Origin of the sequence: Thalassospira permensis NBRC 106175 (assembly GCF_000714555.1) — a bacterium.
GTDB classification, from domain to species: Bacteria; Pseudomonadota; Alphaproteobacteria; order Rhodospirillales; family Thalassospiraceae; genus Thalassospira; species Thalassospira xiamenensis.
On the sequence record NZ_AUNC01000006.1, the window covers coordinates 82,957 to 108,942 of the forward strand.

The 25,986-nt window shown below is 54.9% G+C and carries 23 protein-coding genes and 1 tRNA gene; 18 read left to right on the forward strand and 6 right to left on the reverse strand.

The window, feature by feature from the left end; all coding sequences use genetic code 11:
* Positions 1-250: 250 nt before the first annotated feature.
* Complete coding sequence (locus SMB34_RS04885; RefSeq protein ID WP_037988056.1) at positions 251-3,787, forward strand: YhdP family protein; 3,537 nt, start codon at positions 251-253, stop codon at positions 3,785-3,787.
* A 69-nt stretch (positions 3,788-3,856) separates the two neighbouring features.
* Here SMB34_RS04885 and tyrS read toward each other — a convergent pair whose 3' ends face one another.
* Positions 3,857-5,110: a tyrosine--tRNA ligase gene (gene tyrS, locus SMB34_RS04890; protein ID WP_007090264.1), complete on the reverse strand. Its 1,254-nt coding sequence runs from the start codon at positions 5,108-5,110 to the stop codon at positions 3,857-3,859.
* 205 nt (positions 5,111-5,315) lie between these two features.
* On the opposite strand from tyrS, the gene SMB34_RS04895 reads away from it, so the two are divergent.
* The gene (locus SMB34_RS04895) at positions 5,316-6,431 is read left to right on the forward strand and encodes an anhydro-N-acetylmuramic acid kinase (RefSeq protein WP_037988058.1); all 1,116 of its coding nucleotides are present in this window, start codon (positions 5,316-5,318) and stop codon (positions 6,429-6,431) included.
* Positions 6,432-6,469: 38 nt separating this feature from the next.
* Here the strand turns inward: SMB34_RS04895 and SMB34_RS04900 are convergent, their stop codons facing one another.
* Positions 6,470-7,108 (reverse strand): alpha/beta hydrolase, encoded by a 639-nt coding sequence (locus SMB34_RS04900; RefSeq protein ID WP_007091931.1) that lies wholly within the window; start codon positions 7,106-7,108, stop codon positions 6,470-6,472.
* Positions 7,109-7,352: 244 nt separating this feature from the next.
* On the opposite strand from SMB34_RS04900, the gene cysE reads away from it, so the two are divergent.
* The 14 genes from cysE to SMB34_RS04975 all read left to right on the forward strand — a co-directional run bounded on the left by cysE (position 7,353) and on the right by SMB34_RS04975 (position 19,444).
* On the forward strand, positions 7,353-8,081 hold the full coding sequence (gene cysE / locus SMB34_RS04905) for a serine O-acetyltransferase (protein ID WP_037988060.1): 729 nt from the start codon (positions 7,353-7,355) through the stop codon (positions 8,079-8,081).
* A 135-nt stretch (positions 8,082-8,216) separates the two neighbouring features.
* Positions 8,217-8,699 (forward strand): Rrf2 family transcriptional regulator, encoded by a 483-nt coding sequence (locus SMB34_RS04910; RefSeq protein ID WP_037988061.1) that lies wholly within the window; start codon positions 8,217-8,219, stop codon positions 8,697-8,699.
* A 57-nt stretch (positions 8,700-8,756) separates the two neighbouring features.
* Entirely contained in the window at positions 8,757-9,887 is a 1,131-nt protein-coding gene (locus SMB34_RS04915; protein WP_037988063.1) for a cysteine desulfurase family protein, read from the forward strand.
* A 27-nt stretch (positions 9,888-9,914) separates the two neighbouring features.
* Complete coding sequence (locus SMB34_RS04920; protein ID WP_007091927.1) at positions 9,915-11,138, forward strand: IscS subfamily cysteine desulfurase; 1,224 nt, start codon at positions 9,915-9,917, stop codon at positions 11,136-11,138.
* Positions 11,139-11,197: 59 nt separating this feature from the next.
* Positions 11,198-11,602 carry a Fe-S cluster assembly scaffold IscU gene (gene iscU, locus SMB34_RS04925; protein WP_007091926.1) on the forward strand — a complete coding sequence of 135 codons (405 nt, stop codon included), beginning with the start codon at positions 11,198-11,200 and terminating at the stop codon, positions 11,600-11,602.
* Positions 11,603-11,645: 43 nt separating this feature from the next.
* The gene (locus SMB34_RS04930; protein ID WP_007091925.1) at positions 11,646-11,987 is read left to right on the forward strand and encodes a HesB/IscA family protein; all 342 of its coding nucleotides are present in this window, start codon (positions 11,646-11,648) and stop codon (positions 11,985-11,987) included.
* A gap of 158 nt (positions 11,988-12,145) precedes the next feature.
* Positions 12,146-12,790 (forward strand): Fe-S protein assembly co-chaperone HscB, encoded by a 645-nt coding sequence (gene hscB, locus SMB34_RS04935; RefSeq protein WP_007091924.1) that lies wholly within the window; start codon positions 12,146-12,148, stop codon positions 12,788-12,790.
* A 26-nt stretch (positions 12,791-12,816) separates the two neighbouring features.
* A complete protein-coding gene (gene hscA / locus SMB34_RS04940; protein WP_037988064.1) occupies positions 12,817-14,718 on the forward strand; it encodes a Fe-S protein assembly chaperone HscA in 1,902 nt (633 codons plus the stop codon).
* Positions 14,719-14,833: 115 nt separating this feature from the next.
* On the forward strand, positions 14,834-15,169 hold the full coding sequence (locus tag SMB34_RS04945; protein WP_007091922.1) for a ferredoxin family 2Fe-2S iron-sulfur cluster binding protein: 336 nt from the start codon (positions 14,834-14,836) through the stop codon (positions 15,167-15,169).
* A gap of 50 nt (positions 15,170-15,219) precedes the next feature.
* A complete protein-coding gene (iscX, locus tag SMB34_RS04950) occupies positions 15,220-15,417 on the forward strand; it encodes a Fe-S cluster assembly protein IscX (protein WP_007091921.1) in 198 nt (65 codons plus the stop codon).
* 316 nt (positions 15,418-15,733) lie between these two features.
* Positions 15,734-16,432 (forward strand): thiaminase II, encoded by a 699-nt coding sequence (gene tenA / locus SMB34_RS04960; RefSeq protein WP_037988070.1) that lies wholly within the window; start codon positions 15,734-15,736, stop codon positions 16,430-16,432.
* A 290-nt stretch (positions 16,433-16,722) separates the two neighbouring features.
* Positions 16,723-17,883, forward strand: coding sequence for a tRNA 2-thiouridine(34) synthase MnmA (gene mnmA / locus SMB34_RS04965; protein WP_051682133.1), 1,161 nt, complete (start codon positions 16,723-16,725; stop codon positions 17,881-17,883).
* Positions 17,884-18,053: 170 nt separating this feature from the next.
* A tRNA-Met gene (locus SMB34_RS04970) sits at positions 18,054-18,130 on the forward strand.
* A gap of 426 nt (positions 18,131-18,556) precedes the next feature.
* Positions 18,557-19,444 carry a hypothetical protein gene (locus tag SMB34_RS04975; protein ID WP_037988074.1) on the forward strand — a complete coding sequence of 296 codons (888 nt, stop codon included), beginning with the start codon at positions 18,557-18,559 and terminating at the stop codon, positions 19,442-19,444.
* Positions 19,445-19,773: 329 nt separating this feature from the next.
* On the opposite strand, the gene SMB34_RS04980 is transcribed toward SMB34_RS04975, so the two are convergent.
* The gene (locus tag SMB34_RS04980; protein ID WP_156962641.1) at positions 19,774-20,367 is read right to left on the reverse strand and encodes a hypothetical protein; all 594 of its coding nucleotides are present in this window, start codon (positions 20,365-20,367) and stop codon (positions 19,774-19,776) included.
* 332 nt (positions 20,368-20,699) lie between these two features.
* On the opposite strand from SMB34_RS04980, the gene SMB34_RS04985 reads away from it, so the two are divergent.
* A complete protein-coding gene (locus tag SMB34_RS04985; protein ID WP_037988078.1) occupies positions 20,700-22,403 on the forward strand; it encodes a hypothetical protein in 1,704 nt (567 codons plus the stop codon).
* Between the two features lie 31 nt (positions 22,404-22,434).
* Here the strand turns inward: SMB34_RS04985 and SMB34_RS04990 are convergent, their stop codons facing one another.
* Positions 22,435-23,421: an AraC family transcriptional regulator gene (locus SMB34_RS04990; RefSeq protein WP_037988080.1), complete on the reverse strand. Its 987-nt coding sequence runs from the start codon at positions 23,419-23,421 to the stop codon at positions 22,435-22,437.
* A gap of 124 nt (positions 23,422-23,545) precedes the next feature.
* On the opposite strand from SMB34_RS04990, the gene SMB34_RS04995 reads away from it, so the two are divergent.
* The gene (locus SMB34_RS04995) at positions 23,546-24,442 is read left to right on the forward strand and encodes an SDR family oxidoreductase (RefSeq protein WP_037988103.1); all 897 of its coding nucleotides are present in this window, start codon (positions 23,546-23,548) and stop codon (positions 24,440-24,442) included.
* A gap of 50 nt (positions 24,443-24,492) precedes the next feature.
* Here SMB34_RS04995 and SMB34_RS20600 read toward each other — a convergent pair whose 3' ends face one another.
* Both SMB34_RS20600 and SMB34_RS21005 read right to left on the reverse strand, forming a co-directional pair.
* On the reverse strand, positions 24,493-25,095 hold the full coding sequence (locus tag SMB34_RS20600; RefSeq protein ID WP_051682132.1) for a hypothetical protein: 603 nt from the start codon (positions 25,093-25,095) through the stop codon (positions 24,493-24,495).
* Between the two features lie 161 nt (positions 25,096-25,256).
* Entirely contained in the window at positions 25,257-25,745 is a 489-nt protein-coding gene (locus tag SMB34_RS21005; protein WP_156962642.1) for a hypothetical protein, read from the reverse strand.
* Positions 25,746-25,986 lie beyond the last annotated feature (241 nt).

Sequence of the window (25,986 nt, forward strand, 5' to 3'; positions counted from 1 at the left end):
CTTGGACGTCGAACCGGGCTATCCCTTGGCTTGTCGTGCTTTGCGGGCTATTTCCGGCATCCGGTCAGGGGCAGGACATGACACAGATTGTTTCCTTTGTTTCCGACGATACCAAAAAGGCGACAGGGAAACAGTATCAGTTTACATTTATTAGGTTTTTCGCCATCCGCGAAACTTCATTGGCTTGACGGCGTTATTGCATTGATTGAAAAGTCATTCATGGCATCGTAAATTCGGGATATCTAGGCAGGTGCGTCGCATCAAAATCTTTACCGGCTGGTGTGGGCTGCTTCTTGCTGCCGTGGTCCTGTTTGTCGGCGTTTTCCTTGGTGTACTGGTCTGGCGCATCTCGCAAGGCCCGGTTTCCCTGCATCGTCTCGTACCGTATGTCGTGGCCGAGCTGAACGAAAGCAGCGGCGATACCCGTTTCGATGTCGGCGATATGGTCCTGTTCTGGCGCGGATGGCAGGAACGGTTCGATATCCGATTGCGCGATGTTTCGGTCCGCGACGGTGCGGACAATGAAATGCTGCATGTTCCAGAGGCCGACGTGGTGTTTTCCAGCCGCGCATTGTTTGACGGCGTTCTGGCGCTGCGCGAACTCAACCTGATCGGCCCCAAATTACGCCTTGTGCGCCGTGCCGATGGCAAGATCGATATCGGCTATACCGCGAACGAACAGGCAAGCCGCGAAACCACGGATGCGGTGAAATCTGATACGGTAGCTGTGCCTGCGGCAGAAACCGATAGCGCAGATGACGTTGCAGGTACGGCACCAGCCCAGAACAATCCCGATCAACCCGTCGTAACCATGCCGATGCCAACCGCCTCGGAAAACCCATCGCCCGATCCCGATCAACCGTTAAGCGATGCACAGCGCGGCATCCGCGACGGCAGCAGTGCAATGCGCGAAATCGTTGCGATCCTGTCGGGCGAGGCCGCCGATTTCCCGGCAGCAGCCTATTTTGAATCGTTCGGGGTGTCTGGCGCGGATCTTCAAGTACGTGACGAGGCGCTTGATATCGTCTGGTCTGCACCGTCTGCCGATATCCGACTGTCGCGCAAACCCATGGGCATCCACGCGGATGCGACGATGAAGGTCAATGCCGGGACGGTCTCGACCGATGTGAATGTCACCGCCGAATATGACAGCCGGATCGAAGAAATCGATATGGCGGTCGATCTGGGCGAAGTCGTTCCATCACAACTGACCAGCATTTCCGATATGTTTGCCGATCTGGCCGGGATCGAGGTGCCGGTAACCGGACGTGTCACCGCAAAACTTGGCGCGGATGGCAGCGTGATCGAACTTGGCACCGATCTTGATCTTGGGGTCGGGCGGGTTGATTTTCCCGCCCCCATGACCGCTTCCTATCATGTCACCGGTGGCAAGGCGGATCTGAGCTTCGTACCCGGTCGGCTGAGCTTTGATGACGTCCGGATCGAAGCCGGGGAAACCGCCGTGGTGCTCAAAGGTGTTGCGCTAAACCCGCTTGGCCAGTGGGCCATCGATATCATCGCGACGGCAACCGATGTGCGGACCAATGACCTGCCGCAATTGTGGCCCGAAACCATTGGCCATAATGCACGCACCTGGGTGGTTGAAAACCTGACAGACGGGATCGTTCATCAGGCCGAACTGCGCACCAGACTGCATCAGGACGAAACCGGAAACATCGTTGTCGATCATCTGGACGGCGAAATGAACATGACCGGTGTTACCGTGCATTACCTTGGCGATATGCCATCGGTTCTGGGGGCCGGCGGACGGGCGGAGTTTGATCAGTCGAGTTTCAGCATTTTCGTTAATGAAGGCGAAGCTGACGGGATCGTGGTTGACGAGGCAACGCTTGTTTTCTCGCAGCTTGATACCGACACCGAAATGGCCGATATCGAGGTTGTCGCCCACGGCGGCGCGCGCAATGTGCTTGAAATGATTGATGAAGAACCGCTTGGTTTCGCAACCAAGCTTGGCATCGATCCCGCACAGGTCGATGGCGAACAGGCAACCCGCGTGAAACTGCATTTCCCGTTGCTCAAAGACCTGTCTTTCGATGATGTCGAGGTCGCCGCTGCCTCGCGCATCGAAAATGCCGCGATTACCGATGCGTTCCGCGATCTTGATCTTTCCGATGGCACCTTTGAATTGCAGGTCAATACCAAGGGGCTCGAACTGTCGGGCGAGGCCGCGATTGGCAAGGGCCGAACAAACATCAAATGGATCGAAAGCTTTGCCGATGATACGCCCGTCATCAGCCACTATGACCTTGAAGGCGATCTTGATCTTGCCGCGTTGGAACAGGTCGGCTTTGCCGCTGATCCCTATGCAAGCGGTGTCGCCACCGGCAAGGTCACCATCGAACATCTGCGCAGCCGCGATGTCGTGATCAAGGCACAAACCAGCCTGTCTGCCGCCGACATTAAGCTTGATATGGTCGATTATCACAAAACACCGGGGCAGGATGCCGGCCTTGCGTTTGACCTGACCGTCAAGGCCAATGGGGCGGGTGAAGTCCGGTCGTTTGATCTGATGGCACCTGAACTGGTCGCCAAGGCCAAGGGGCGCTGGCGCGGCGACAGCCCGATTGCCGATAAGTTCACCATCAATCTGAATGATACCCGGTTCCGCGAAAACCTTGCCGTATCCGGGGCCATCACGGTTGATCAGGGGGGCAAGCTTCTGGTCGATCTCAAGGGTAATCAGTTTGATCTGCGTTCCTTCGTCGAAGACAGCCCAAAGGACGGCGCGCAAAAACCGGCCAGCCCGGCGGGGGATTTCGATGCGATGGATATCCGGCTCGAAGCCTCCGAATTTCTGATCAAGGGGGACCGTCCCGTTCTGCGCGATGGATCGATCCTGCTTAACCAGACCGGCGAAAACCGCGAGGTTGAAATCGCCGCCCGTCAGGCCGATGCGCAGCCATGGATCGCCGATGACGATGCGCCGCGTGATCCCGGCCCCGTCGAAAGCCCCAATAGTGGCGGCATCGGGCAGAATGCCTCGCGCGTTGGCGGGAAGACCGATATCTTCCTGTCGATTGATCAGGTGATCATGGCCAATTCCGAATTGCTTGGCGATCTTGAAGGTTCCATTCACGTCGTTGGCGATGAATGGGACGGACTGGTTCTGAACGGCACCTTGGGGGATCGGTCAAACGTCTTTGTCCAGGTCGAACGCAAGGATGCGAAAACGCGAAATGTCCGCCTGACCAGCGAAGATGCCGGCAAGTTCCTGCGTGCGGTGGATTTGTACGAGAATCTTCTGGGGGGCGCGCTTGCCATCGAGGGGACGGTTGATGATAGCACATGGTCGCAACCCTTCACGGGCAAGGTCAATATCACGGCTTTCCGGGCGGTGAATGCACCGCTTGCCGCCCGTGTTCTGGGCGCGGCATCGCTTACCGGTCTTGCCGATGTGCTGGGCGGAAACGGCATTGCCTTTGACGAACTGAACGGCGATTTCACCTATGCCAATGATGTGCTCGCGCTCAGCAAATTTGCCGCCAACGGCTCGGCGGTTGGCGTGACCAGCAATGGCTCGATTGACATGGCAAAGGCCGAAATCCGGCTGGCGGGGTCAATCGTTCCGATCTATGCGCTTAATTCCGCCCTTGGTGCGATACCGCTTCTGGGGGATTTGCTGGTGGGCGAGGAAGGCGGCGGTATTTTCGCCCCGACCTACACCATCGAAGGCGCACTTGAAGACCCGGAAGTCACGGTCAATCCGTTATCGACCTTTGTGCCGGGCGTGTTCCGCAATCTGATAACCGGCGCTGAACCAGGATGAAATAAACAAAGACCCCGGACGCATGCCCGGGGCCTTTGATATTCAATCCGAAAAAACCGGGTGGCTGGGTCAAACCGGCTTGATCAGAACGTGGCGTTTTTTACCCGCCGAAAGCTTGATCACGCCATCAGAATTGACCGCATCACCGCCAATGATGATGTTTTCATCATCGACTTTCTCGTCATTGATCTTGGCACCACCGCCCTTGATCAGGCGGCGCGCTTCGCCCCCCGATTTGGCAAGGTCGGCACGACGGAACAGATCAAATGCCGCGATACCCGCATCAATTTCCGATTTCGGAACTTCGACAGTCGGAAGGTCGTCGGCCAGAACACCTTCCTCAAATGTCTTGCGCGCGGTTTCTGCTGCCGCAAGGGCGGCTTCCTCCCCACGGCACAGCTTGACCGCTTCGAACGCCAGGATTTTCTTGGCTTCGTTGATCTCGGCCCCTTCGAACTTTTCATATTCGGCAATCTGTTCAAGCGACAGCTCGGTGAACAGACGCATGAATTTGATCACGTCGGCGTCTTCGCTGTTGCGCCAGAACTGGTAATAATCATACGCCGACAGGCGTTCCTCGTTCAGCCACACCGCACCCGATGCCGTCTTGCCCATCTTCGCACCTGATGCGGTGGTCATAAGCGGCGTGGTCAGGCCAAACAATGCACTGTCATCCACACGACGGCCAAGCTCGACCCCATTGACGATATTGCCCCACTGGTCCGAACCGCCCATCTGAAGCACACAGCCATATTTGCGCTGCAGTTCGACAAAGTCATAGGCCTGCAGGATCATGTAGTTGAATTCAAGGAAGCTCAGCGACTGTTCACGTTCCAGACGCAGCTTGACGGAATCAAAGCTCAGCATCCGGTTGACCGAGAAATGACGCCCGAAATCACGCAGGAATTCGATGTAATTGATCTTGTCCAGCCAGTCGGCATTGTTGACCATGACCGCATCGGTCGGGCCATCGCCAAAGGTCAGGAACTGCTGAAACACCTTTTTGATACCGGCCATATTGGCGGCAATAATTTCATCGGTCAGAACCGGGCGGGCATCATCACGGCCGGTCGGATCACCAACACGGGTCGTACCGCCGCCCATCAGGACAATCGGCTTGTGGCCGGTTTTCTGCAACCAGCGCAGCATCATGATCGAAACAAGCGACCCGACATGCAGGCTGTCTGCGGTGCAATCATAGCCCACATAGCACACCACCTTTTTTTCTGACGCATAGGCATCAAGCCCTTCAAGATCAGTACATTGGTGGATGTAACCGCGGTCATTCATGACGCGGAGAAAATCAGACTTCAGTTCAGTCATGGTTTTTGCGCTATGTTGGTTGTGAGTGTAAAAATACGAGCACCCCAAAGGGCGGAGGCGATGATCTAGCACAGAAAATATCCCCTCGGCAACGCATCGACGCCCTGTTTGCAATGCATGGTAACGATTTCGCGATAAATCGGGCTTAATCTGCGCTCTTGCGGCACGGACAAACGCAAAAACGCATACGGGAACGGAGTACAAAATGACAACCGGCTGGATCAAGGCCATCGGCATGATGAGCGGCACATCCCTTGACGGGGTGGATGCGGCATTGATTGAAACCGACGGCGTCGATGTCCGGCGTACCGGTCATGCCGTTTTCGTGCCGTATAGCCCTGACTTACGCGAACGCATGCGCGCCTGCTTTGGCAATCGTGCTGCCACCAACAGCGAGCATGTTGTGGCCGATGATCTGACGCTGGTGCATGTGGATGCTGTTAACATGTTGCTGGATCGTGCGGCGATTTCCCCATCCGAAATTGGTGTGATTGGGTTTCACGGCCAGACCGTGTTTCATGAACCGGCATCGGGGATCACGCGCCAGATCGGAACGCCCGATATGCTGGCCGAAAAAACCGGCATTCCGGTTGTTGCCGATTTCCGGCTGGCCGATGTTGCCGCCGGGGGCGAAGGCGCGCCCTTGGCCCCGGTTTATCATGCCGCCCTGATGAAAAGTGCCGGTGTTGATATGCCGGTGGCTGTCCTGAATATCGGCGGCGTTTCCAATGTCACATGGATCGGTGCCGATGAAGAATTGCTGGCTTTTGATTGCGGGCCGGGCAATGCACGTATCGATGACTGGATGTTGCGCCATACCGGCAATCCGGTCGATCTGAACGGTGCAACCGCCGCATCCGGCCTGCCAGACCCGATGATCGAGGTCAAATTCCTTGAAGACCCGTATTTCGACCGCATCCCGCCCAAATCGCTTGATCGCGAAGATATGGCACTCCGCATTGATGGGCTGGTGGCAGAGGCAAAGCTGGGGGTTGCCGACGGGGCGGCAACACTGGCGCAATGCACCGTGGCGGCGGTTGTTGCCGGGGTAAATCACCTGCCTGCGGCTCCCCTGCAATGGTTTGTCTGTGGCGGCGGGCGTCACAATGATTATCTGATGGCACATTTGAATGATCGGCTGGGTGTGCCAGTACGATCCGTTGACGATCTGGACTGGGACGGTGATGCGGTCGAGGCCGAATGCTTCGGCTATCTTGCTGTCAGTCATCTTTGCGATCTGCCGCTTAGTTTTCCCGGCACAACCGGCGTTCCCGAACCATGCCGGGGCGGAAAGCTCTATCACAGCAAAAAGGCCGCCTGATCAGGCGGCCTTTGGTCTTTTTGTCCGGCTGGCAGTGCTTACGCGCTGCGCTTGTCCAGATAAGCAGCCGTATGCTTGATCACGTCGTCCTGCTGCTTGGCAAAGTAATGATCGGCACCTTCGATGACGCACATATCAACTTCGATGCCTTTCTGGGCATTCAGCTTGTCGGCAAGCTTGTTGACAGACGCCAGCGGGATGTTGGTGTCGTGCGACCCGTGGATCATGATGCCCGATGACGGGCAGGGGGCCAGGAAGGTGAAATCATAGTCGCTGGCCGGGGCTGCAACCGAAATGAAACCGTCAATTTCCGGGCGGCGCATCAAAAGCTGCATGCCGATCCACGAACCGAATGAATAGCCCGCAACCCAGGTTGCGCGCGCATTGGCGTTATAGGTCTGCATCCAGTCAAGGGCGGATGCCGCATCCGACAATTCACCAATTCCCTGATCATAAACGCCCTGCGAGCGTCCGACACCGCGGAAATTGAAACGCATGACCGAATAGCCGCGATCCTTGAACATGTTGAACATGTTAAAGCACAGCTTGTTGTTCATGGTGCCGCCCTGCTGGGGGTGCGGATGAAGAATAAGCGCAATGGGCGAATCGTCTGCGCCATTGTGGTGATAGCGACCTTCAAGGCGGCCTTCAGGGCCGTTAAAAATGACCTCAGGCATGGATCAGACTGCTCCTGTCCACGAATGGAATGGGGTGAGTAAAGAATATATCCGAGTATTTTTGTAGGTTTTTTCGTTCTTGTGCATAAATTGCTTTGGGCAAATACTTGACCAGGTTACTCGGTTATCCTATATTCCGGCTAACCCGATGGCATCATTGCTGTCCGTTTTGCGCGGTTCGCGCTGCGGGCAACGATGTCGGCTGCCGGGAATCGAAGCTACTAATTACACAGTGGACAGCCCGATGTTCAAGCTAATTCGTCAGGAAATAGACGCGATGATCGCCCGCGATCCAGCGGCACGCTCCCGCTGGGAGATCGCGCTCTGTTATCCGGCGTTCCATGCAATCATGGGATATCGCGGCACAAACTGGCTGTGGAAGCGCGGTTTTCGTATAACCGCACGCTTCCTGTCACAGATTTTGCGCTGGCTGACCGGGATTGAAATTCACCCCGGTGCGACGATTGGCAAACGGTTCTTTATTGATCATGGCATGGGTGTTGTGATTGGCGAAACCGCCGAAATCGGCGATGACGTTACCCTCTATCAGGGGGTTACCCTTGGTGGGACATCGCCCAGCGTCAATAGCGATGGCCAGCGTGGCCTGAAACGTCACCCGACGCTTGAAGATGGGGTGATTGTCGGTTCTGGCGCGCAGATCCTTGGTCCGTTCATTGTCCGCAAGAATGCACGCGTTGGCGGCAACGCCGTCGTGCTGTCCGAAGTCCCCGAAGGCGCAACCGTGGTCGGTATTCCGGCCAAGATCGTCCGTCGGGAAAAGGACGACCGTTTCTGTGCCTATGGCACGCCGCTGGGCGATCTGCCCGATCCGGTTGCGCGCGCGCTTGAAGAACTGGGCCGCGAAGTCCAGACGTTGCGCAATCAGGTTGCCGCCCTCGAAGCCGATAGGGCAGGTACAGCCGCCGGTGCGGATACACCGGCAAAGCCGCGGATTGTCGCGGCGTCAGAGTAATATTTGTAACCGTCCCAATCGGGCGGATACAGGTCGGGCATCAAATAGACATGTTGATCGCCCATAAAGGAAATACAGAGCTTGTGATCATTTCCCGACAGTTCGGGGTCTGATCGACAGGTAGGAGGACGAACCGTGAAGCTGAGTACAAAAGGCCGCTATGCCGTCATGGCGATGGTCGATCTCGCTGATAGCAGCAGGGACCGGCCGGTCGCGCTTGCCGATATTGCGGACCGTCAGGAAATATCCCTGTCCTATCTGGAACAGCTTTTTGGCAAATTGCGCAAAGGCGGACTTGTCCGATCTGTCCGGGGTCCGGGTGGTGGTTATCTTCTGGCCCGCACGGCCGAGGAAACCCGCGTTGCCGATGTTATTCTGGCTGTTGACGAACCGATCCGCGCAACCCGCTGCAAATCGGGCTCGCCAAAGGGCTGCAAATCCAATCAGGGCCGCTGTCTGACCCATGAATTGTGGGAAGAACTCGGCAACCAGATTTATCTTTATCTGGCCTCTGTCAGTCTGGCTGATGTGGTGGATCGTCGTGTTCCGGGCGGGGCACGCATGTTCGAGCCCAGAACCACGAAAATCAAAGAGCCGAGCCAGGTTGCGGCCCAGTAACTTGTCCTCTATATCGAGGGCAGATCAGAAAATGCGAATAAGGATGATTATAAACAGATGACCAACCCGGTTTACCTTGATTACAACGCCAGCGCGCCACTGTGCCACGAAGCACGGCAGGCGATGCTTGTGGCGATGGAAATCGCGGGCAACCCGTCATCTGTTCATGCATCCGGTCGTGCGGCCCGCAAGATTGTCGATCACGCCCGTCGTAAAATTGCCGATCTGATCGGTGGCGATGCCGAACGTGTGATTTTCACAAGCGGCGGTACCGAGGCCAACAATCTGGCCCTGAACGGTTTGGAAGATGTCACCGTATTTACCAGTGCGGTCGAACATCCGTCGGTGATCGAAGCCCGGTCGGATGCGAAACGCATCCCGGTTGATGCCAATGGTGTCATTGATCTGGCCGCCCTTGAAACCATGCTGCGTGCGGCATCCGATGCCGGGCAGAGGGTTCTGGTTTCAGTGATGCTGGCCAACAATGAAACCGGCGTTATTCAGCCGGTCGCCAAAGTCGGCCTTCTGGCGCACGAATATGGCGCAAAGGTCCATTGTGACGCGGTTCAGGCCTTGGGTCGTTTGCCGGTCGATATGGGCCAGCTTCTGGTCGATATGGTGTCGATTTCGGCCCACAAGATCGGCGGCCCCAAAGGGATTGGTGCCCTGGCGATTGCGCCCGGCGTGATGCTGGTGCCGCAGATCCGCGGTGGCGGTCAGGAAAAATACCGCCGTGGCGGCACGGAAAACGTGATCGGTATCGCAGGCTTTGGTGCTGCGGCCGAACGGTGCGAGGCCAGCCGGGCGAAAATGGACGATGTCCGTGCGTTGCGCGACCGTCTGGAAACGGTTTTGGCATCAGAAGCCCCCGAACTTCTGATTGCCGGAAAAGGAACGGATCGACTGGTCAATACCAGCTGCCTGATCCTGCCGGGCATGCCGGGGGAAACCCAGGTGATGGCCATGGATCTTGCCGGGGTTGCGATCAGTTCGGGATCAGCCTGTTCATCAGGCAAGGTACGTGAAAGCCACGTATTGAAGGAAATGGGGGTTACGGATGCCGGATCGGCCATACGGGTCAGTCTGGGACTGGAAACCACCGATGACGAGATTGATACATTTATCCGCGTTTGGAGCCGGATGCGGGGCAATGCAGTGCGTAAGAAAAGTGCGCGCCACGCGGCCTGAAAAAGAGTGAGTGAGGAAGCCTTAATTATGAACGAGCTTAAAGCAAAGCCGATCTATCTGGATTACCAGGCAACGACGCCGACCGATCCGCGTGTGGTGGATGCCATGCTGCCCTACTTCACCGAGAAGTTCGGTAACCCGCATTCGCGCAACCACAGCTTTGGCTGGGAAGCGGAAGACGCGGTCGAGGTCGCACGCGACCAGGTCGCCAAGATCATTGGCGCCTCGTCCAAAGAGATCATTTTCACCTCGGGTGCGACGGAATCGAACAACCTTGCGCTCAAGGGCGTGATGAAGTTCTACGGCAAGAAAAAGCCGCACCTGATCACGGTCGTGACCGAACATAAATGCGTGCTCGACAGTGCCCGTCACCTTGAACAGGAAGGTTTCAAAGTAACCTACCTTGGCGTCAAGGATAACGGCCTGATCGACCTTGAACAGCTGAAAGCCGCGATCACCGATGAAACCGCGATTGTGTCGGTCATGGCGGTCAACAACGAAATCGGCGTGATCCAGCCGCTGAAAGAAATCGGCGAAATCTGCCGCGAACGCGGTGTGTTCTTCCACACCGACTGCGCACAGGCGGTTGGCAAGATTCCGCTTGATGTCGATGACATGAAAATCGACCTGATGTCGATTTCCGGCCACAAGATTTATGGCCCGAAAGGCATTGGTGCGCTGTATGTCCGCCGTCGTCCGCGCGTTCGCGTCATCGCACAGATCACCGGTGGTGGTCAGGAACGCGGCATGCGTTCCGGTACGCTGCCGACCCCGCTGATCGTCGGTCTGGGCAAGGCATGCGACATCGCCATGAACGAAATGGCCGAAGAAAACGCCCGCATCATGGAGCTGCGGGACTACACCATGAAACGTTTCCGGGATCGCCTGGCCGATATCTATGTCAATGGCGACGAGCAACAGCGCGTTGCCGGCAACCTCAATGTTTCCTTTGCCTATGTCGAAGGCGAAAGCCTTCTGATGGACATCAAGAACATTGCGGTGTCGTCCGGTTCGGCCTGCACCTCGGCATCGCTGGAACCGTCTTATGTTCTGCGTGCGCTCGGTGTTGACGAAGAACTCGCCCATACCTCGCTTCGCATCGGTATTGGCCGTTATACGACCCGTGAAGAGCTCGATCAGGCGATTGATTCGATCTGTGTCGCTGTCGAACGCCTTCGCGAAATGAGCCCGCTTTGGGAAATGGCCCAGGAAGGCATCGACATCAAGTCGATCGAGTGGGCTGAACACTGAGCGTAACGAACTATTCCTTCTCGTGAGAGAGAAACAGGACTTTTAGGAGGACTTTTACCATGGCTTATAGTGAAAAGCTGATCGACCATTACGAAAACCCGCGCAATGTCGGTTCGATGGACAAGAACGAAACGTCTGTCGGTACCGGTCTGGTCGGTGCCCCGGCCTGTGGCGACGTCATGAAATTGCAGATCAAGGTGACCGCCGACGGGATCATCGAGGATGCAAAGTTCAAGACGTTCGGTTGCGGTTCGGCCATCGCGTCAAGCTCGCTGATCACCGAATGGGTCAAGGGCAAGTCGCTTGACGAAGCCGGTTCGATCAAGAACTCGCAGATCGCCGAAGAACTGGCTCTGCCGCCGGTGAAAATTCACTGCTCGATCCTGGCAGAAGATGCCATCAAGGCAGCGATTGCCGACTACAAGACCAAAAACGGTCAGGGCGAAGTCGAAGCTGCTGAATAAGCAGCTTCTACCCCCTTCGTTTTCGGGAATTCAGGAGAAGACTATGGCATTACCGTCCCCGATCAGTGTCACCCCTGAGGCGCTTGTTCATATCAAGGCGTTGCTTGATAGCCGCGGCAAACCATCCGAAGGCATCCGCCTTGGCGTGCGCAGCAAAGGGTGCTCGGGTCTGTCCTACACGCTTGAATATGCAGATGATGCATCGGGCTTCGAAGAAGTCGTCGAGCTTGAGGACGGCGTTAAGCTTCTGATTGACCCAAAAGCCATCATGTTCGTGCTTGGCACCGAGATGGATTACGAGGTCACCAGTCTGGAAGAAGGTTTCGTCTTCCGTAACCCCAATGAAAAGGGGCGTTGCGGCTGCGGGGAATCCTTCCACGTCTGACGGTCTGCCGGGTTTTCCCTGCTTCTTGATCGGTCATGGCCCCGGTGATGGATGTTCTGATGGACGTTCCGATCACCGGGGCCATCGACTGAAAGCAGCCCCGGTCGTCGTTATTTTGTCGTTCTGTCATTTGTTTTTAAATCTTGAAAGTGCATAGCGTGAGCAATACCGGTACCTCAGAAACGCGCACCGCAGAACAGCCGCAGCATAAAGTCTGCTGGTCCTGCAAGGGCCCGGTCGAGGCATCAGCCCTGTTTTGCGATACCTGCAATGCCATTCAGCCCCCCGGCCAGCTTGACCATTTCACGCGCTTTGGCCTGGAACGCACCTTCATCATCGATGTCGATGCGATAGAGGCAACCTACCTTAAGCAGCAACAACTGCTCCATCCCGACCGCTTCGCATCGAAATCCGCCCGTGAACAGGCATTGTCATCCCAGCAGGCGGCAACCCTGAATGGCGCGTTCGAAACCCTTAAAAACCCGGTCGCACGGGCTGAATATCTTCTGCGTCTGGCTGGTCACGAACCCGAAGGCGGCGAGGGGCACACGGTCAACGATCCGGCCCTTCTGATGGAAGCCATGGAAATGCGCGAAGCCCTGCATGATGCCGATGATCGCAATACGGTCGACGCGATGATCAAGGATACCCGAAAGGCCGCCCGTGCGTGTGAGCAGGACGTTGCCGAGGCACTTGACCAGAACGCATATGACCGGGCCAGAAAACTGACAACCCGGTTGAGATACCTGATGAAAATGACCGAGGAAGCGCGCGCGAAGAAATCGCGTCTTGCCGCCGCCTGATCATTTAAAAAGAACGGATAGAATTCATGGCTTTGCTAAAGATCCACGAACCGGGCCAGACGCCGCTGCCCCACGAAGATGAACGCCAGCTTGCCGTTGGTATCGATCTGGGCACGACGAACTCCGTCGTCGCGATCTCCAACGATGAAAAACCCGAGGTGCTTCGCGATACATCCGGTGGCAATGCCATCGTGCCCTCCGTCGTCTATTATGGCGCGGGTGCCGATCCGGTGGTGGGCGAGGCGGCCCGTGATCAGATCAACGATAATGCGGATCGTGTCGTATCGTCGGTCAAACGCCTGATGGGCCGTGGCATAGCCGATGTCAAATCGATTGCCGGCACGCTGCCCTATCATGTCGAAGTCCCGGCCGAGGACGCCGCCCCATCGGGCGAACCGATGATGGTGCGGCTTAATGTCGGCGACCGCGTCCTGACCCCGGTCGAAGTTTCCGCCGATATCCTGCGTGCGCTTCGTGCGCGCGCCGAGGAAAGCCTTGGCAAGCCGGTCGAAAAGGCGGTGATCACCGTTCCGGCCTATTTCGATGACGGTGCACGCACCGCGACCAAGGACGCCGCCCGTCTGGCCGGGATCGAAGTCCTGCGTCTGGTGAACGAGCCAACCGCGGCCGCCCTTGCCTATGGCCTTGATAACGGGGCGGAGGGCCTTTATGCCGTGTACGACCTTGGCGGCGGCACGTTCGATATTTCCTTGCTTAAAATGCAAAAGGGCGTCTTCCAGGTGAAGGCAACCGGCGGCGATGCCGCACTTGGCGGTGATGATTTCGATCACGCCATTGCCGAACATCTTCTGGCCGAACGCAAAAGTGGCGGCACCACCGATGATCTCGATGCGTCGGATGCCAAACGCCTGCTTAAAACCGCCCGCAAGGTCAAGGAAGCCCTGACCGATGCCGATGAAACCAGTGTTACCGTCTCGCTTGGCGGCGCGGAAACCACCCACACGGTCACCCGTGCCGCGTTCGATGCGATGATCGCCAAGCTGGTATCGCGCACGATTGCGATCACCGAACAGGTGCTTGATGACGCCGATATTCTGGCCGATGAGGTCAAGGGTGTCGTGCTGGTTGGCGGGTCGACCCGTGTGCCCGCCGTGCGTAAGGCGGTTGCCGATCTGTTCGAACAGGACCCGCTTTCCGATATCGACCCGGACGAAGTCGTCGCCCTAGGTGCTGCCCTTCAGGCAGAGGCTTTGACAGGCGGCTCTGACAACCTTCTGCTCGACGTGACACCCTTGTCGCTCGGCCTTGAAACCATGGGCGGGATTGTCGAAAAGGTCATTGACCGCAATACCCCGATCCCGGTCGCCAAGGCACAGGAATTCACCACCTATCAGGATGGCCAGTCGGCCATGATGATCCATGTGGTGCAGGGTGAACGCGAAATGGTCGATCAATGCCGCTCCCTTGCGCGCTTCGCCCTGACCGGCATTCCGTCAATGGCGGCTGGCGCTGCGCGCATCAAGGTGACGTTCAATGTCGATGCCGACGGTCTTCTGACCGTATCGGCACGTGAAGAAACCACCGGCACCGAACAGGAAGTCGCCGTCAAGCCGACCTATGGCATTAACGAACTTGAAATGGCCAACATGCTGCGCGAAAGCATGGTTCATGCCCGCGAGGATATGGAAATGCGCCTCCTGACCGAGGCACGGGTCGAGGCACGCCGCAATGTTCTGGCCGTTCAGGCCGCAATCAATGCCGACCGCGCCCTTCTGACGCCGGAGGACGAAGACAATATTTCGGCCGCGATTGCCAAACTCGAAGCCGCCATGTCGGGTACGGATCGCGACCTTATCAACGAACAGGCCGAGGCCTTGGAAGACGCATCGCGTCCCTTTGCCGAGGCCCGTATGGACGCCCGCATCCGTCAGGCCCTTGCCGGTCGCAATGTCGATCAGGTGCATTAAACGGACCAGACATAATTGACAAACCGGCCAACTGCGGCGATTGTCCCGTGCAACCGCCAAGGTCAGGTCGGACCAGAGATCGAACGAAAAAGTATTACCGAGGAGAAAGGCACAGATGCCTAAGATCGTTTTTGTTGAACCCGATGGCACCGAAAAGGAATTTGACGTTGCCGACGGTCTGTCCGTTCTGGAAGCTGCCCACAAGAATGGCATCGACCTTGAAGGTGCCTGCGAAGGATCACTGGCTTGCTCGACCTGCCATGTCGTTGTTGACGATAGCTGGTTTGACAGGCTCGACGAGCCAAGCGAAGACGAGGAAGACATGCTCGACCTCGCATTCGGCCTGACCGAGACCTCGCGCCTTGGCTGCCAGATCATCATGAGCGACGAGCTCGACGGCCTGCGCGTCATGCTGCCGTCTGCCACGCGCAACATGATGGTCGACAAGTAACACCGAAATTTCCGCCCCGTTAATCCGCCCAAGCCAAAAGGGGGACACCCATGCGCTGGACAGATATTCAGGATATTGCGATCGAGCTCGAAGAAGCCCATCCCGACAAGGATAACGTCAATCTGCGTTACACCGATCTGCATAAATGGATCTGTGAACTTGATGGCTTTGACGACGATCCCGCGAAATCAAACGAGAAGATCCTCGAAGCCATCCAGATGGCATGGATCGATGAACGCGACGATTAGGATTTCTGCCTTGCCGTCATTCCCGCCTGCGCCGTGAGGGGCTTTCCAGCCTTTCGTCACTCCCGCGAAAGCGGGAGTCCATGGTGCTGCGGGTTCGGTGGCTGGTTTTGAGGCTGTGGCACGAAGGTCTGGATACCCGCGTTCGCGGGTATGACGATTTTCAGGGGGAGGTGTATCCATCCGCTCGTCATTCCCGCGAAAGCGGGAATCCAGCCAGCAGATCCCGCATCGATACAAGCCAGCCCGGACCCTTCCGCAGGCTGGCTTTGTTTTATCCGTATTTTGACATCATCACGGGCAGGGGCCTTTGACAACCATGACCGATACCTTCACCGATATCATCCCGGCCCAAAGCCTGTTTGGCCGACTGCGCGCCAACGCCCCCGATGCATGGCAAAGCTATGTCTGCCACGACTTCGTCAAACAGCTTGGCAACGGAACCCTGCCCGAAGCCGCGTTCAAACACTACCTCATTCAGGATTACCTGTTCCTGATCCAGTTTGCGCGCGCCTATGCGCTTGCGACCTACAAGGCCGATGATCTGCACGCCATGCGCCAGTTTTCCGGCACGGTCCACGCGATCCTTGATATGGAAATGAGCCTTCATCTCGACTTCTGCAAAGGCTGGGGCCTGTCTGAGGCCGACATCGTGGCCGAACCCGAAGCCCGCGCCTGCATCACCTATACCCGTTATGTGCTCGATTGCGGCGCGCGGGGTGATGTGGTTGATCTTCAGGTCGCCCTGATGCCCTGTATGGTTGGCTATGCCGAAATCGCAAACCGCCTGATGGCAAGTTCTGATACAAGGCTGGATGGAAATCCGTACCGCCCCTGGATCGAGATGTATGCCTCGACCGAATTCCAGGACGTGGCAAAGGCCGAAATTGATCTTCTGGAACATACCGCGCAAACCCGCGGGGGGGATTCCCGGATCGCGGGGCTTACGGAAATCTTTGCCAAGGCAAGCCGCCTTGAAGCCGATTTCTGGCAGATGGGGCTTGATCTGGCAAAATAGGCGCAGATGCCTTATATGAGTGCGAACATGCTTTCTGGGCTGGTTAAAACCGCCCGGTTTGTTGATCTCTTCCCGCTTTGCTCCTCCCGTCATTCCGGGCGAAGCGAAGCGCAGACCCGAGTGCCATCTTGCCGCACGTCGCGGCATATCGGATAGGGCTGGATTCCCGCCTTCGCGGGAATGACGCGGGGCAGGGATCATGGACCGGACGCCGATACCGGTCTCGGTCTGCCGCTATTTTACATCAACTTCTTGTCGCCGCGGCCTTGACCCGCGGATGGGTGGGAAAAATGAACTCTCTTGGCTTTGACAAAGCCCCAAAAGATACCCGCGTGGTTGTTGCCATGTCGGGCGGGGTCGATAGCTCCGCCGTTGCGGCCCTTCTGAAGTCCGAAGGCTATGACGTGGTCGGCATTACCCTTCAGCTTTACGATATGGGGGCCAATGCGCCGTCACGCGCCAAATCCTGCTGTGCCGGGCGCGATATCTATGATGCGCGCAAGGTGGCCGAGGATATCGACATTCCCTATTACGTGCTCGATTACGAATCACGCTTCCGCGAAGAAGTGATCGACGATTTTGCCGACAGCTATATGCGCGGCGAAACCCCGATCCCGTGCGTGAAATGCAATCAGACGGTCAAATTCCGCGATCTGCTCGAAACCGCACATGACCTTGGTGCGGATTGCATGGCGACGGGCCATTACGTGCAGCGCAAACTGGGCGCCAACGGCCATGCCGAACTGCACCGTGCGGCCGATCCCAATCGCGATCAAAGCTATTTCCTGTTCACCACGACACAGGAACAGCTTGATTTCCTGCGCTTCCCGCTGGGCCATCTGATGAGCAAGGCCGAAACCCGTGCGCTTGCCGCCAAATTCGGCCTTGAAGTCGCTGACAAGCCCGACAGTCAGGATATCTGCTTTGTCCCGGATGGCAAATATGCCCGTCTGGTCGAAAAGCTCCGCCCCGAAGCCGGTGAACCGGGCCAGCTCGTTGATCTGGATGGCAATGTGCTGGGCGATCATCGCGGCCTGATCCATTACACCATCGGCCAGCGGCGCGGTCTTAACATCGGCGGCACGGCCGAACCGCTTTATGTCGTCAAACTCCTGCCCGAAACCCGGCAGGTCGTGGTCGGCCCGAAATCGGCGCTTGCGATCCAGATGGTCTATGTCAAGGAACTGAACTGGCTTGATGGTGACGCGATTGACCCGAACGGGGTCGAGGTCGAAGTCAAACTCCGCTCCGCCATGGCACCGGCCCCGGCCACCATCTACCCCGAAGGTGCGGGTGCGGCCCGCATCGAACTGCACGACCCGCAGTTCGGCATCGCACCGGGGCAGGCGGGCGTTTTCTATTCTGGCGACCGGGTGATGGGCGGCGGCTGGATCACCCGTCAGGAACTTCTGGCAGCGGCCCGTGTACAGGATGCACCGACGGCGGCCTGATCATCCATAAAGCGGGCAGGCGGGGCATTTGCTCACCTGCCGGTTTTGCGGATATCTTTTTTCCGCAAAACGTCAAAAAGGCGCTTGACGGGGGCGGTTCCCTGACGTAAAAACCGCCCCGTTCCGGCGCTTACGGAACCCGCAGAATATATACCCTATACATACTCTGTGGCCGAGTAGCTCAGCTGGTTAGAGCAGCGGAATCATAATCCGCGTGTCGGGGGTTCAAGTCCCTCCTCGGCTACCAATTAAAAACCCCGTCAGGCAAAGCCTGGCGGGGTTTTTAATTGGCACCCTCGGAGAGGGCTTTAACCCCCTGGTTCGCGAGAAAGCGAGGCACGCAGCTTTCGAGAGACGTTGCGCGAAACGCGCAACGGTCCGCAGGGCAAAGCCCAAGGATAAAAAGCAGCCCAAAGGCTGGTTTTTACAATTCCCTCCTCGGCTACGAATTGAATAAAAAGTAATTTTATATCAATAGGTTGGGTGATTTTTTGTTTTGGTGCTAAACTATCAATACAGTGCATATCTGTTGAACTTAGTTCTCTTTAGAAAATTGGAGAATAGAGATTGGTCCGCCGCATGTTTGTTGGTTGATGTTTTCCATTAGAAGTTGCTATTATGAACGTAAGAGCAGCTTTTGCGGCTGTACCGTCGCAAGTATGGAGTCCTAAGCATGGATAAGAATGTCTCTGAATCTAGAGTTGAGAAAAAGGTAAAGCCTACTTTATCTGGGTTTATGTCTTGGAGGTGGCTTAGGGATTTCTGTGTAGTGCTCGTTTTGCTGGTTGTTGCTTGGAAGATAGTTAGCTCCCAATCTTCGATAGATTGGTCGATCATCGATTTTTCCGGATTAGTTTCTATTTTGATGTCGTTCTTCGCTGTTGGCTTATCTGTAGCTTTTTATTTTAAAGCGACTGATACGAGTAACCAATTTTATGACAACGTTTACAAGTTCACCAAGGATACATCTGAGATCCTAGGTCGTATTGAGGCCGGTTTTGGTGAGAGGCTAAGGCATATTGATGAGGGATACATAGGTCTTCGAGATAGAGTTGATCGTATTCCTTTTAATATAGGGAAGGCACAAGAGAAGCTTAGTGGAGATGAAGAAGAGGTGGAGAAGATTATCAAGGAAAGAAATGATATAATTGAGGACTTAGCTAGAAGGGCCCAGGTGGATAGTATAGAGAAAGAAAAAATTATTTCTCAAATGGATGAGAAAGATAAAGAGATATCTATGCTAAGATCTGAGATGTCTCGACTGAGAAGAAGGATAATAAGTGCTTCTAGCGATGAGCTTCCCCCTGGATTAGAAGAATATATCATGAATTTATGGGAGGAAAAATTCGGGCATGTTAGGCCTGAGACGTCTTCAATATTGATGAAAAAACTTTCAATTATTCTTGATGGAAGAGCGCGAGCGGCTCGTAAAGATTTATATCGACATGGTATGATTGACTCGGATGGTGATTTGACTTCCGCTGGTTTGGGGTGGTTGCGTGGCGCTATTTCGAGATTTAAATCAAATCAAAATGAAGAAAATTTCAATGATGTTATTTAGTTGGATATTAAGTGTGGTTTTCTTTGTTTCGTGGGGGAGGGGCTCTTGCTAGTTGGACTCCCGTTGCAGATTCTACTGGGCTGTCATAACCAGTTCAATTGATTTCATTGCTTCGACAGTAAAGCGTGTTTTGGTTGTGTGGAGGGAGTTGTGGTGCCCTAGCAAAGGTATTCATGATTGCGCTGCAATAGTGGTTTTGGTCCTCGGCTACCAATTAAAAACCCGTCAGTCAAAATCTGGCGGTTTTTTTTTAAGTGGTATCTTTTAGTCTAGGTCGTTTTATATTGAGTCGTTGGTTTTGGCTATGGTCGAGTGAGTGTTGTGAGAGGCTATAATAATTCTCTATTGCATATATTTTCCCAATGATCAGATTTATTTTGCAGTAGCCTAATGATTTCTGCAATTTCTTTAAGGGAGCCAACTGCCTCTTGTACGTGATCAATTCCTGATTCTTTCGATAAGGACAAAATTTCCTTAAACGTATAAATCAGTTTCACAAGGCTGTCATGAACCTTTATTAATTCATGTGGTACATTGTCATTGGGTTCTGGAAGTTGTTCTTCAATAAATTTTGCAGCGTCTGTTGATATTTCAGAGACACTTTCCGGTTCTTCAATGATGCTCTTAGCAATATCTTCAATATAGTCTGCAAGATATGGAAGGTTTATTGTGCATTTCCAACAATATCGTTGAGCTGCTCGTAGTTCAGCTCTTTTGGTTGCGTACATTGCTGACTGGAGTGCAAAAAAACCGCCCACTATTGCTGCATAACCTGCCAAAATAACTTCCCACTGTATTCTAAATATATTATTGCCGAATGGACTGTATTGATTGCATCCCGTAAAGTAGAAACCTCCAATCCATCCAGATATGAAAAGAATGTGGAGTCCAAGTGCGATGATGGCTGCTTTGGTTGTTTTCATTGTCTTCATTCATTAATGATGGAGAAAAGAAAAAAATATTCAGGTCAAGAAATTTTCATATTTTCCTCTAGATATTCTACAAAAAATTTCATCCGTTACCTGCGGGTGATGTGTTTATTAACGTTGCGGAAACATAGTCTGCGTGTCGGGGTTCAATTCCCTCCTCGGCTACCCATTTTTCGAAGTGATTTATCTGAAAGTGGGTGGTCTGTTTTCTCTGCACGTTTCACTTGGTGTCGTATGTCATTTTTTGTATATGCATTTTGAGTGTGTGCGTCTAGGTTGGGTTTTTTCTATGTAATTCAGCAAATTGATGAAGTGGGGCAGGCCTGATGTCTAAATTCAAGCTATCCGACATCAAAGCAATCTCTGATGCAGGAAAAGAGAAAGAGTCCGATTGGCTGGTTAATGCAGAGGACTCAATCAATTTTCTTCGGGAAAATGCTCTAAACGATGAAATCGTTATATATGCAAGTACAAAGTGTGTGACGATACATGGTGTATTGGCGCTGACAGAACGCGCCACTCCCGAAGCAATTAGCCATTCCCAGCATGAATGTTTTCCGCAATTGGATGACTGTTGGAAAATACAGCAAGCTTACGGTGGGGGTGAGGAACACAGAATGTATCTTGAAGCACCAATGGCATATTCATCGAAAATTTGTCAGGGAGGTGAGCAACTTGTTTTTCGGCGGAATTTTTACGGTGTAGATGAAGTATCGCCTGCGTTTGAGATTAACCAGAAGTTTATACACAGCTTAGATTTGCATTTTCTCCCGGACCGTCAATCATACTGTCGCCTCGACTCCCGAGGGGACATCGAAGAAGTGATCAAAATTGTCGATCATAATGGGCAGGGGGATTTGGACTGGTTTAGAGTAATCACTGTTCAACGTAGAGACTTGGACAAATATATGGCCTTGTCTGAGACTTGTCTCGTATTGCGCTTTGACTTTACACGTGTTCGGTGGGGTGGTTTTGCCGGTTGGGGTGAAATTAATCGTTATACGAGAGAAGCCGAAAACTTCAGTTATCATGGTGGCGAAAACGGACAAGGCAGTTATTGCGCAGGTACAATGATTGTTCGACCAGATCTCAGCATGGATGATCTTATTCGAGAATGGAAAGAGGAAGAAGACGAGACAAATCGCCAATATGCGACATTTAAAATTTCCGACTGGAAAAACAAAAAGCTTGTAGAGACATCTTGCGCTCCTGAGTTTCTATCAAATTATTTTCAGGAATCAGATCTTCCATGGGAGCTTTCGCCTGCATTCTTTCGTCCCGAAGTATTGCAGCGTTTTAAAAGTGATCCAGAAAAATACTGCCTTGAGGACCGAAGCATAAGTTGCCGAAACGCATGGCATTTGAAGGCCTATGATATAAATGAAGAAGGTCAGGTTCACACATATATCTGTGATTTGGCCGACTTGCCTTATGAGGAGCAATTATATTGGCAATCTTTCAATGAATGGCCAAAGGGGCAAATTTCAAAAAGAGCATTGAAGACCGATATATTTGGCCAATGGGATACCGACTATGAACCGCTTTCGGAGCTTAAGAGAGCTGTCGCCTCGTTAGATAAGAACCCGCCGAGTTGGTGGAAGAAGAGAGGGGGAAATCTGTTAGATTCTGTACGTTATCCTGTAACTGATTCATCAAAGGAATGGGCTGACGAGCTGTTGGCGTTAGACCAGCTGATCGTTGAAGGTTTTTTGGTTAAGCCTTTACGTAAAATAATTAAAAAACAAAATGGCACATACGATCAAAATTGGGGTTCTTTGATGTTGCTGAAAGAAGTGCTTGTTTGCCTCGGGCACAATGAAGGTTTTGTTCTAGAAGTTATTCGGCCATTGCAACAAGTGCATAGCCTGCGAACTAATGTAAAAGGTCATGCCTCAACTGAGAAAAAGCGGGCAGCTGAATCTAATGCTCGAAGTGAGTTCGGGAATTTTCGAGAACATTTTCGGCATCTTGTTACGAATTGCGAGGAGTCCATGACTAAAATCGTCAGCGCACTTAAGAGCTTTGAGTAATATGACAAATGAGGTTTGCGGTTAGCTCATTTTAGGCTCTGACAATGTTGAGTTGGCAAACCTGCTGCCCAAACCTCCGCGGCGCACACCCCATCACCCGCTTGAACGCCGTGCTAAACGCACTTTCAGACTCATACCCCACCGACAGGGCAATTTCCGAAACCGGCAATCCCGAATGGGTCAGGCGATCCCCCGCAAGCAGCATCCGCCAGCGGGTCAGATAGGCCATCGGCGGGACGGCAACGACATCGCGGAACCGGGCGGCAAAGGCCGAGCGTGACATGCCCGCATGGCGGGCCAGTTCCTTAAGCGTCCAGGGATGGGCGGGGTCCCCATGGATGCAGGCAATCGCGGTTGCGACCTGCTTATCCGATAGCGCCGCGAACCAGTCGGGGATGTTGGGGGCGTGGGTGGCGGCTTGGTCTGTTTCGGCGGCCCGGTCACTTTGACCGCTGGTGCGTGCATTGCTCAGATGCAGCCGAAGGGCCTGCACCAGCACCGTATGGGCCAGATGTTGCAGCACCAGAAAGCCGCCCGGCTGCGGGTTGCTTAATTCCTGCATCATCCGTTCCACCGACCAGCGCAGGCTGGCTTCATCCTGATCATTTTCAATCCGCACAATCGGCGGCAGGGCCGCCATCAGCATATCGGCATGTGGCCCTGAAAGGACAAAGCGGCTGCTGACGATAAAGCATTCGCCGCCGCCATTATGCTTAACGATCCCACCGCTTTGGGCCTTGGCAAAGATGTGCGGCGCATCAACCGGCGGGCAATCAGGATCGCTTGCCAGAAAGAAGGTCCGCCCGCGCGGCAGGACAAAGGAACTTCCCGACGTCAACAGCACCGGACCCGCCAGGTCTTCGACGCTGACATAACATTGCCCGGAAACGATGGTGCCGCATTTGATGGAATTGGCCTGATCGGCAAAACGGATCGCCCAGGGACCGGCGGCGTCAAACCCGGCCGACATGTAATTGCGCGGCTTAAGCAGCGACAGGATATCGGAAAGCGGATCCATGGGATGGGGGAGCCTCCTTTTGGACGATTGCAAAAGTAATATGGATCATGGCGCATGGATCGTCCAGTCGCCATCGCCTATCGTTTGCTCATTGATCATGTGCAATGTGAAGTGGAGAACGGAATTGCGTATTTTTGTAACCGGGGCGAGTGGCTTTGTCGGATCGGCGGTGGTGGAAAAGCTGATCGCGGCCGGGCATGAGGTTTTGGCGCTCGCACGGTCCGATGCGTCGGCAGCTGCGCTTCTGGCGGCCGGGGCTTTGGTGCATCGCGGTGATCTTGATGATCGTCAAAGCCTGCGCGCCGGGGCGCTCTTGGCCGACGGGATCATTCACACCGCGTTCAATCACGACTTTTCGCGCTACGCCCAAAGCTGTGCCGAGGATGCGGAGGTCATCGCCGCCCTTGGCGAGGCGATTGCGGGCACGCAAAAGCCGCTTGTCGTGACCTCTGGCCTCGGCCTTCTGGCCGGTGGGATGCAGGTGACGGAGCAGGACATGCCCGATTTCGGGCCAAACGCCATGCCGCGTGTTGCGACCGAACGCGCCGTGGCCGAGCTTGTCGGGCAGGGGCTTAATGTGTCGCTCATGCGCCTGCCGCCCTCGGTGCATGGAAAGGGCGATCATGGCTTTGTGCCGATCCTGATTGGTATCGCCCGCCAGACCGGGGTTTCGGCCTATATCGGCGATGGCGACAATGCCTGGCCCGCCGTGCATCGTTTTGATGCCGCGCGCGCCTATGTCCGCGCGGTAGAGGTCGCGATGCCGGGAAGCGTCTATCACGCCGTTGCCGAAACCGGCATCGCCTTTCGCGAGATCGCCGGGGTGATCGGCAAACGGCTGGGTATTCCGACCGTTTCCAAAACCCCCGACGCCGCCACCGATCATTTCGGCTGGTTCACCCATTTCGCCAAACTCGATTGCCCGGCGGCAAGTGACATCACCCGTCGGCAATTGGGGTGGTCGCCGACAGAGGCCGGATTGCTCGCCGATATGAAAACCGCCGGATATTTTGAGCCGTAAGCACAAAAAAGGACCGACAGATTTCGGTCCTTTTGCTTTTGCCCGATGGATCAGGAGCCGTCGCTTTCTGCGACCAATTGCTTTTCTTCGGGTACCGGGTCTTCCTGTTTAAGCACCGGGACAAGTGTAACTGCCGCACCGGTATATTCAAACTGGTCGTCTTCGGGGTCGGATGCGGAATTGATCATTTCAGCAATAAGAACCCCCAATAATCCGCCTTGTGAACCGGCACTTCTGCGGTTGGCCTGGCTGACATTATAGGGGCTGACGATCTGAACGGTTTGTTGATAGCCGTTTTTAGCGCACGTGACGCTGAACTGACGTGTTTGACTGCCATAAAGCGGGACACGGATCGCATGTGGTGTGACGACCGATGCGGTAAAATATTCATGTTTGAGTTCGCAATTCGCCCCGGTAATTTCGGGGGCGGCTGTCCATGTGTCGCCACCTTCGGAGTTGAAGGTGCGAATCTCGATGGTTTGCTCACCCTTATATTTTTCTGAAAGACTTTTGTAATGGTCGTTCTCGATATTGACCATTGTCACCGATGAAACCCCGCCAAGCGGCGACAGTTTTTGCTGTGCACAACCTGCAAAAGATAGGGCTGCCAGAAAAATGACAGCAAGTTTGGCGAAACGTGTTCCTACGTTCATCCCAATCCCCCTCGTTAGGACAATTACGAGAGTAACCTCGTACTCTTACTCGCCAAAAATTTACTCAGCCCCCCTTCGCAAGGCTGTGATGGTCGTCACGTTCATTATGGTTTTCTGGCGAAAAGCGGGCGGGCGGGGCAAGATGCCGCTGCCTCATCTTTTCAACTTTGACGCGCACAATCGCTGGCCGGGCCGCCATCAGCATTTCGGCATGTTGCCTCGAAAGGGCGGGCAACGCCGGCCCTCAACACCGGACCCAAACCCCGAAGCCCCACGATCACCGAAGCCCGGACAAATTCCGGGCCTTCACCAACCTCGCCAACCTCGTCACCCGACCACCATCGGGCTCCCGGCCCACGGCGCTCACCTTCCGACCAGGGTAACAACCTGCCACCCCGGCGTTCAGACAAGGCTCGGGCTTGCGCCAAACTCACCCACAAACGGTTTTCGGGCACACGGTCCTCGCACTTGTCAGCCCTGTCCATCTTCGACGGGGCATGGCTTGCTGCTGCTGCCCCGGCGACATTTCCGGCAACCGGTGAGGCCCGGACACATTTCGGGCGTCCGCCAGTTTGGCCCGCCAGACGGTCTTCGGGCGTACGGCCCCCCACCTGTCCATCGTCGGCGGGTGATCGCCCGCTGCCGCTCATGCTGCCATTGCCGCCGCTCCCGGCGAATTTAACGCTCCCTTGCCAAAAAGACGCACCTCTCCCGTCATGACAAATGACCGGGTTAGCCCCCTTAATCCTCGGGCAGAACGCCGCCGTAATGGCTCCGCCATCCCCCGATCAATATCCTGCGGGGCATCCCGTCGCCCGCTCTGTGTCTTTGTCCCTGCATCCTGATCACCTCTTTCATCCGCGCCACAACGCAAAAACCCGCAAGGCACAA

What these genes read in the sequence shown, in the direction of transcription:
- tyrS (WP_007090264.1), bottom strand. Translation starts at nt 5,110, where the DNA reads ATGACTGAACTGAAGTCTGATTTTCTCCGCGTCATGAATGACCGCGGT.
- SMB34_RS04895 (WP_037988058.1), top strand. Translation starts at nt 5,316, where the DNA reads ATGACAACCGGCTGGATCAAGGCCATCGGCATGATGAGCGGCACATCC.
- SMB34_RS04900 (WP_007091931.1), bottom strand. Translation starts at nt 7,108, where the DNA reads ATGCCTGAGGTCATTTTTAACGGCCCTGAAGGCCGCCTTGAAGGTCGC.
- cysE (WP_037988060.1), top strand. Translation starts at nt 7,353, where the DNA reads ATGTTCAAGCTAATTCGTCAGGAAATAGACGCGATGATCGCCCGCGAT.
- SMB34_RS04915 (WP_037988063.1), top strand. Translation starts at nt 8,757, where the DNA reads ATGACCAACCCGGTTTACCTTGATTACAACGCCAGCGCGCCACTGTGC.
- SMB34_RS04920 (WP_007091927.1), top strand. Translation starts at nt 9,915, where the DNA reads ATGAACGAGCTTAAAGCAAAGCCGATCTATCTGGATTACCAGGCAACG.
- iscU (WP_007091926.1), top strand. Translation starts at nt 11,198, where the DNA reads ATGGCTTATAGTGAAAAGCTGATCGACCATTACGAAAACCCGCGCAAT.
- SMB34_RS04930 (WP_007091925.1), top strand. Translation starts at nt 11,646, where the DNA reads ATGGCATTACCGTCCCCGATCAGTGTCACCCCTGAGGCGCTTGTTCAT.
- hscA (WP_037988064.1), top strand. Translation starts at nt 12,817, where the DNA reads ATGGCTTTGCTAAAGATCCACGAACCGGGCCAGACGCCGCTGCCCCAC.
- SMB34_RS04945 (WP_007091922.1), top strand. Translation starts at nt 14,834, where the DNA reads ATGCCTAAGATCGTTTTTGTTGAACCCGATGGCACCGAAAAGGAATTT.
- iscX (WP_007091921.1), top strand. Translation starts at nt 15,220, where the DNA reads ATGCGCTGGACAGATATTCAGGATATTGCGATCGAGCTCGAAGAAGCC.
- tenA (WP_037988070.1), top strand. Translation starts at nt 15,734, where the DNA reads ATGACCGATACCTTCACCGATATCATCCCGGCCCAAAGCCTGTTTGGC.
- mnmA (WP_051682133.1), top strand. Translation starts at nt 16,723, where the DNA reads ATGAACTCTCTTGGCTTTGACAAAGCCCCAAAAGATACCCGCGTGGTT.
- SMB34_RS04975 (WP_037988074.1), top strand. Translation starts at nt 18,557, where the DNA reads ATGGATAAGAATGTCTCTGAATCTAGAGTTGAGAAAAAGGTAAAGCCT.
- SMB34_RS04980 (WP_156962641.1), bottom strand. Translation starts at nt 20,367, where the DNA reads ATGAAAACAACCAAAGCAGCCATCATCGCACTTGGACTCCACATTCTT.
- SMB34_RS04985 (WP_037988078.1), top strand. Translation starts at nt 20,700, where the DNA reads ATGTCTAAATTCAAGCTATCCGACATCAAAGCAATCTCTGATGCAGGA.
- SMB34_RS04990 (WP_037988080.1), bottom strand. Translation starts at nt 23,421, where the DNA reads ATGGATCCGCTTTCCGATATCCTGTCGCTGCTTAAGCCGCGCAATTAC.
- SMB34_RS20600 (WP_051682132.1), bottom strand. Translation starts at nt 25,095, where the DNA reads ATGAACGTAGGAACACGTTTCGCCAAACTTGCTGTCATTTTTCTGGCA.
- SMB34_RS21005 (WP_156962642.1), bottom strand. Translation starts at nt 25,745, where the DNA reads ATGAGCGGCAGCGGGCGATCACCCGCCGACGATGGACAGGTGGGGGGC.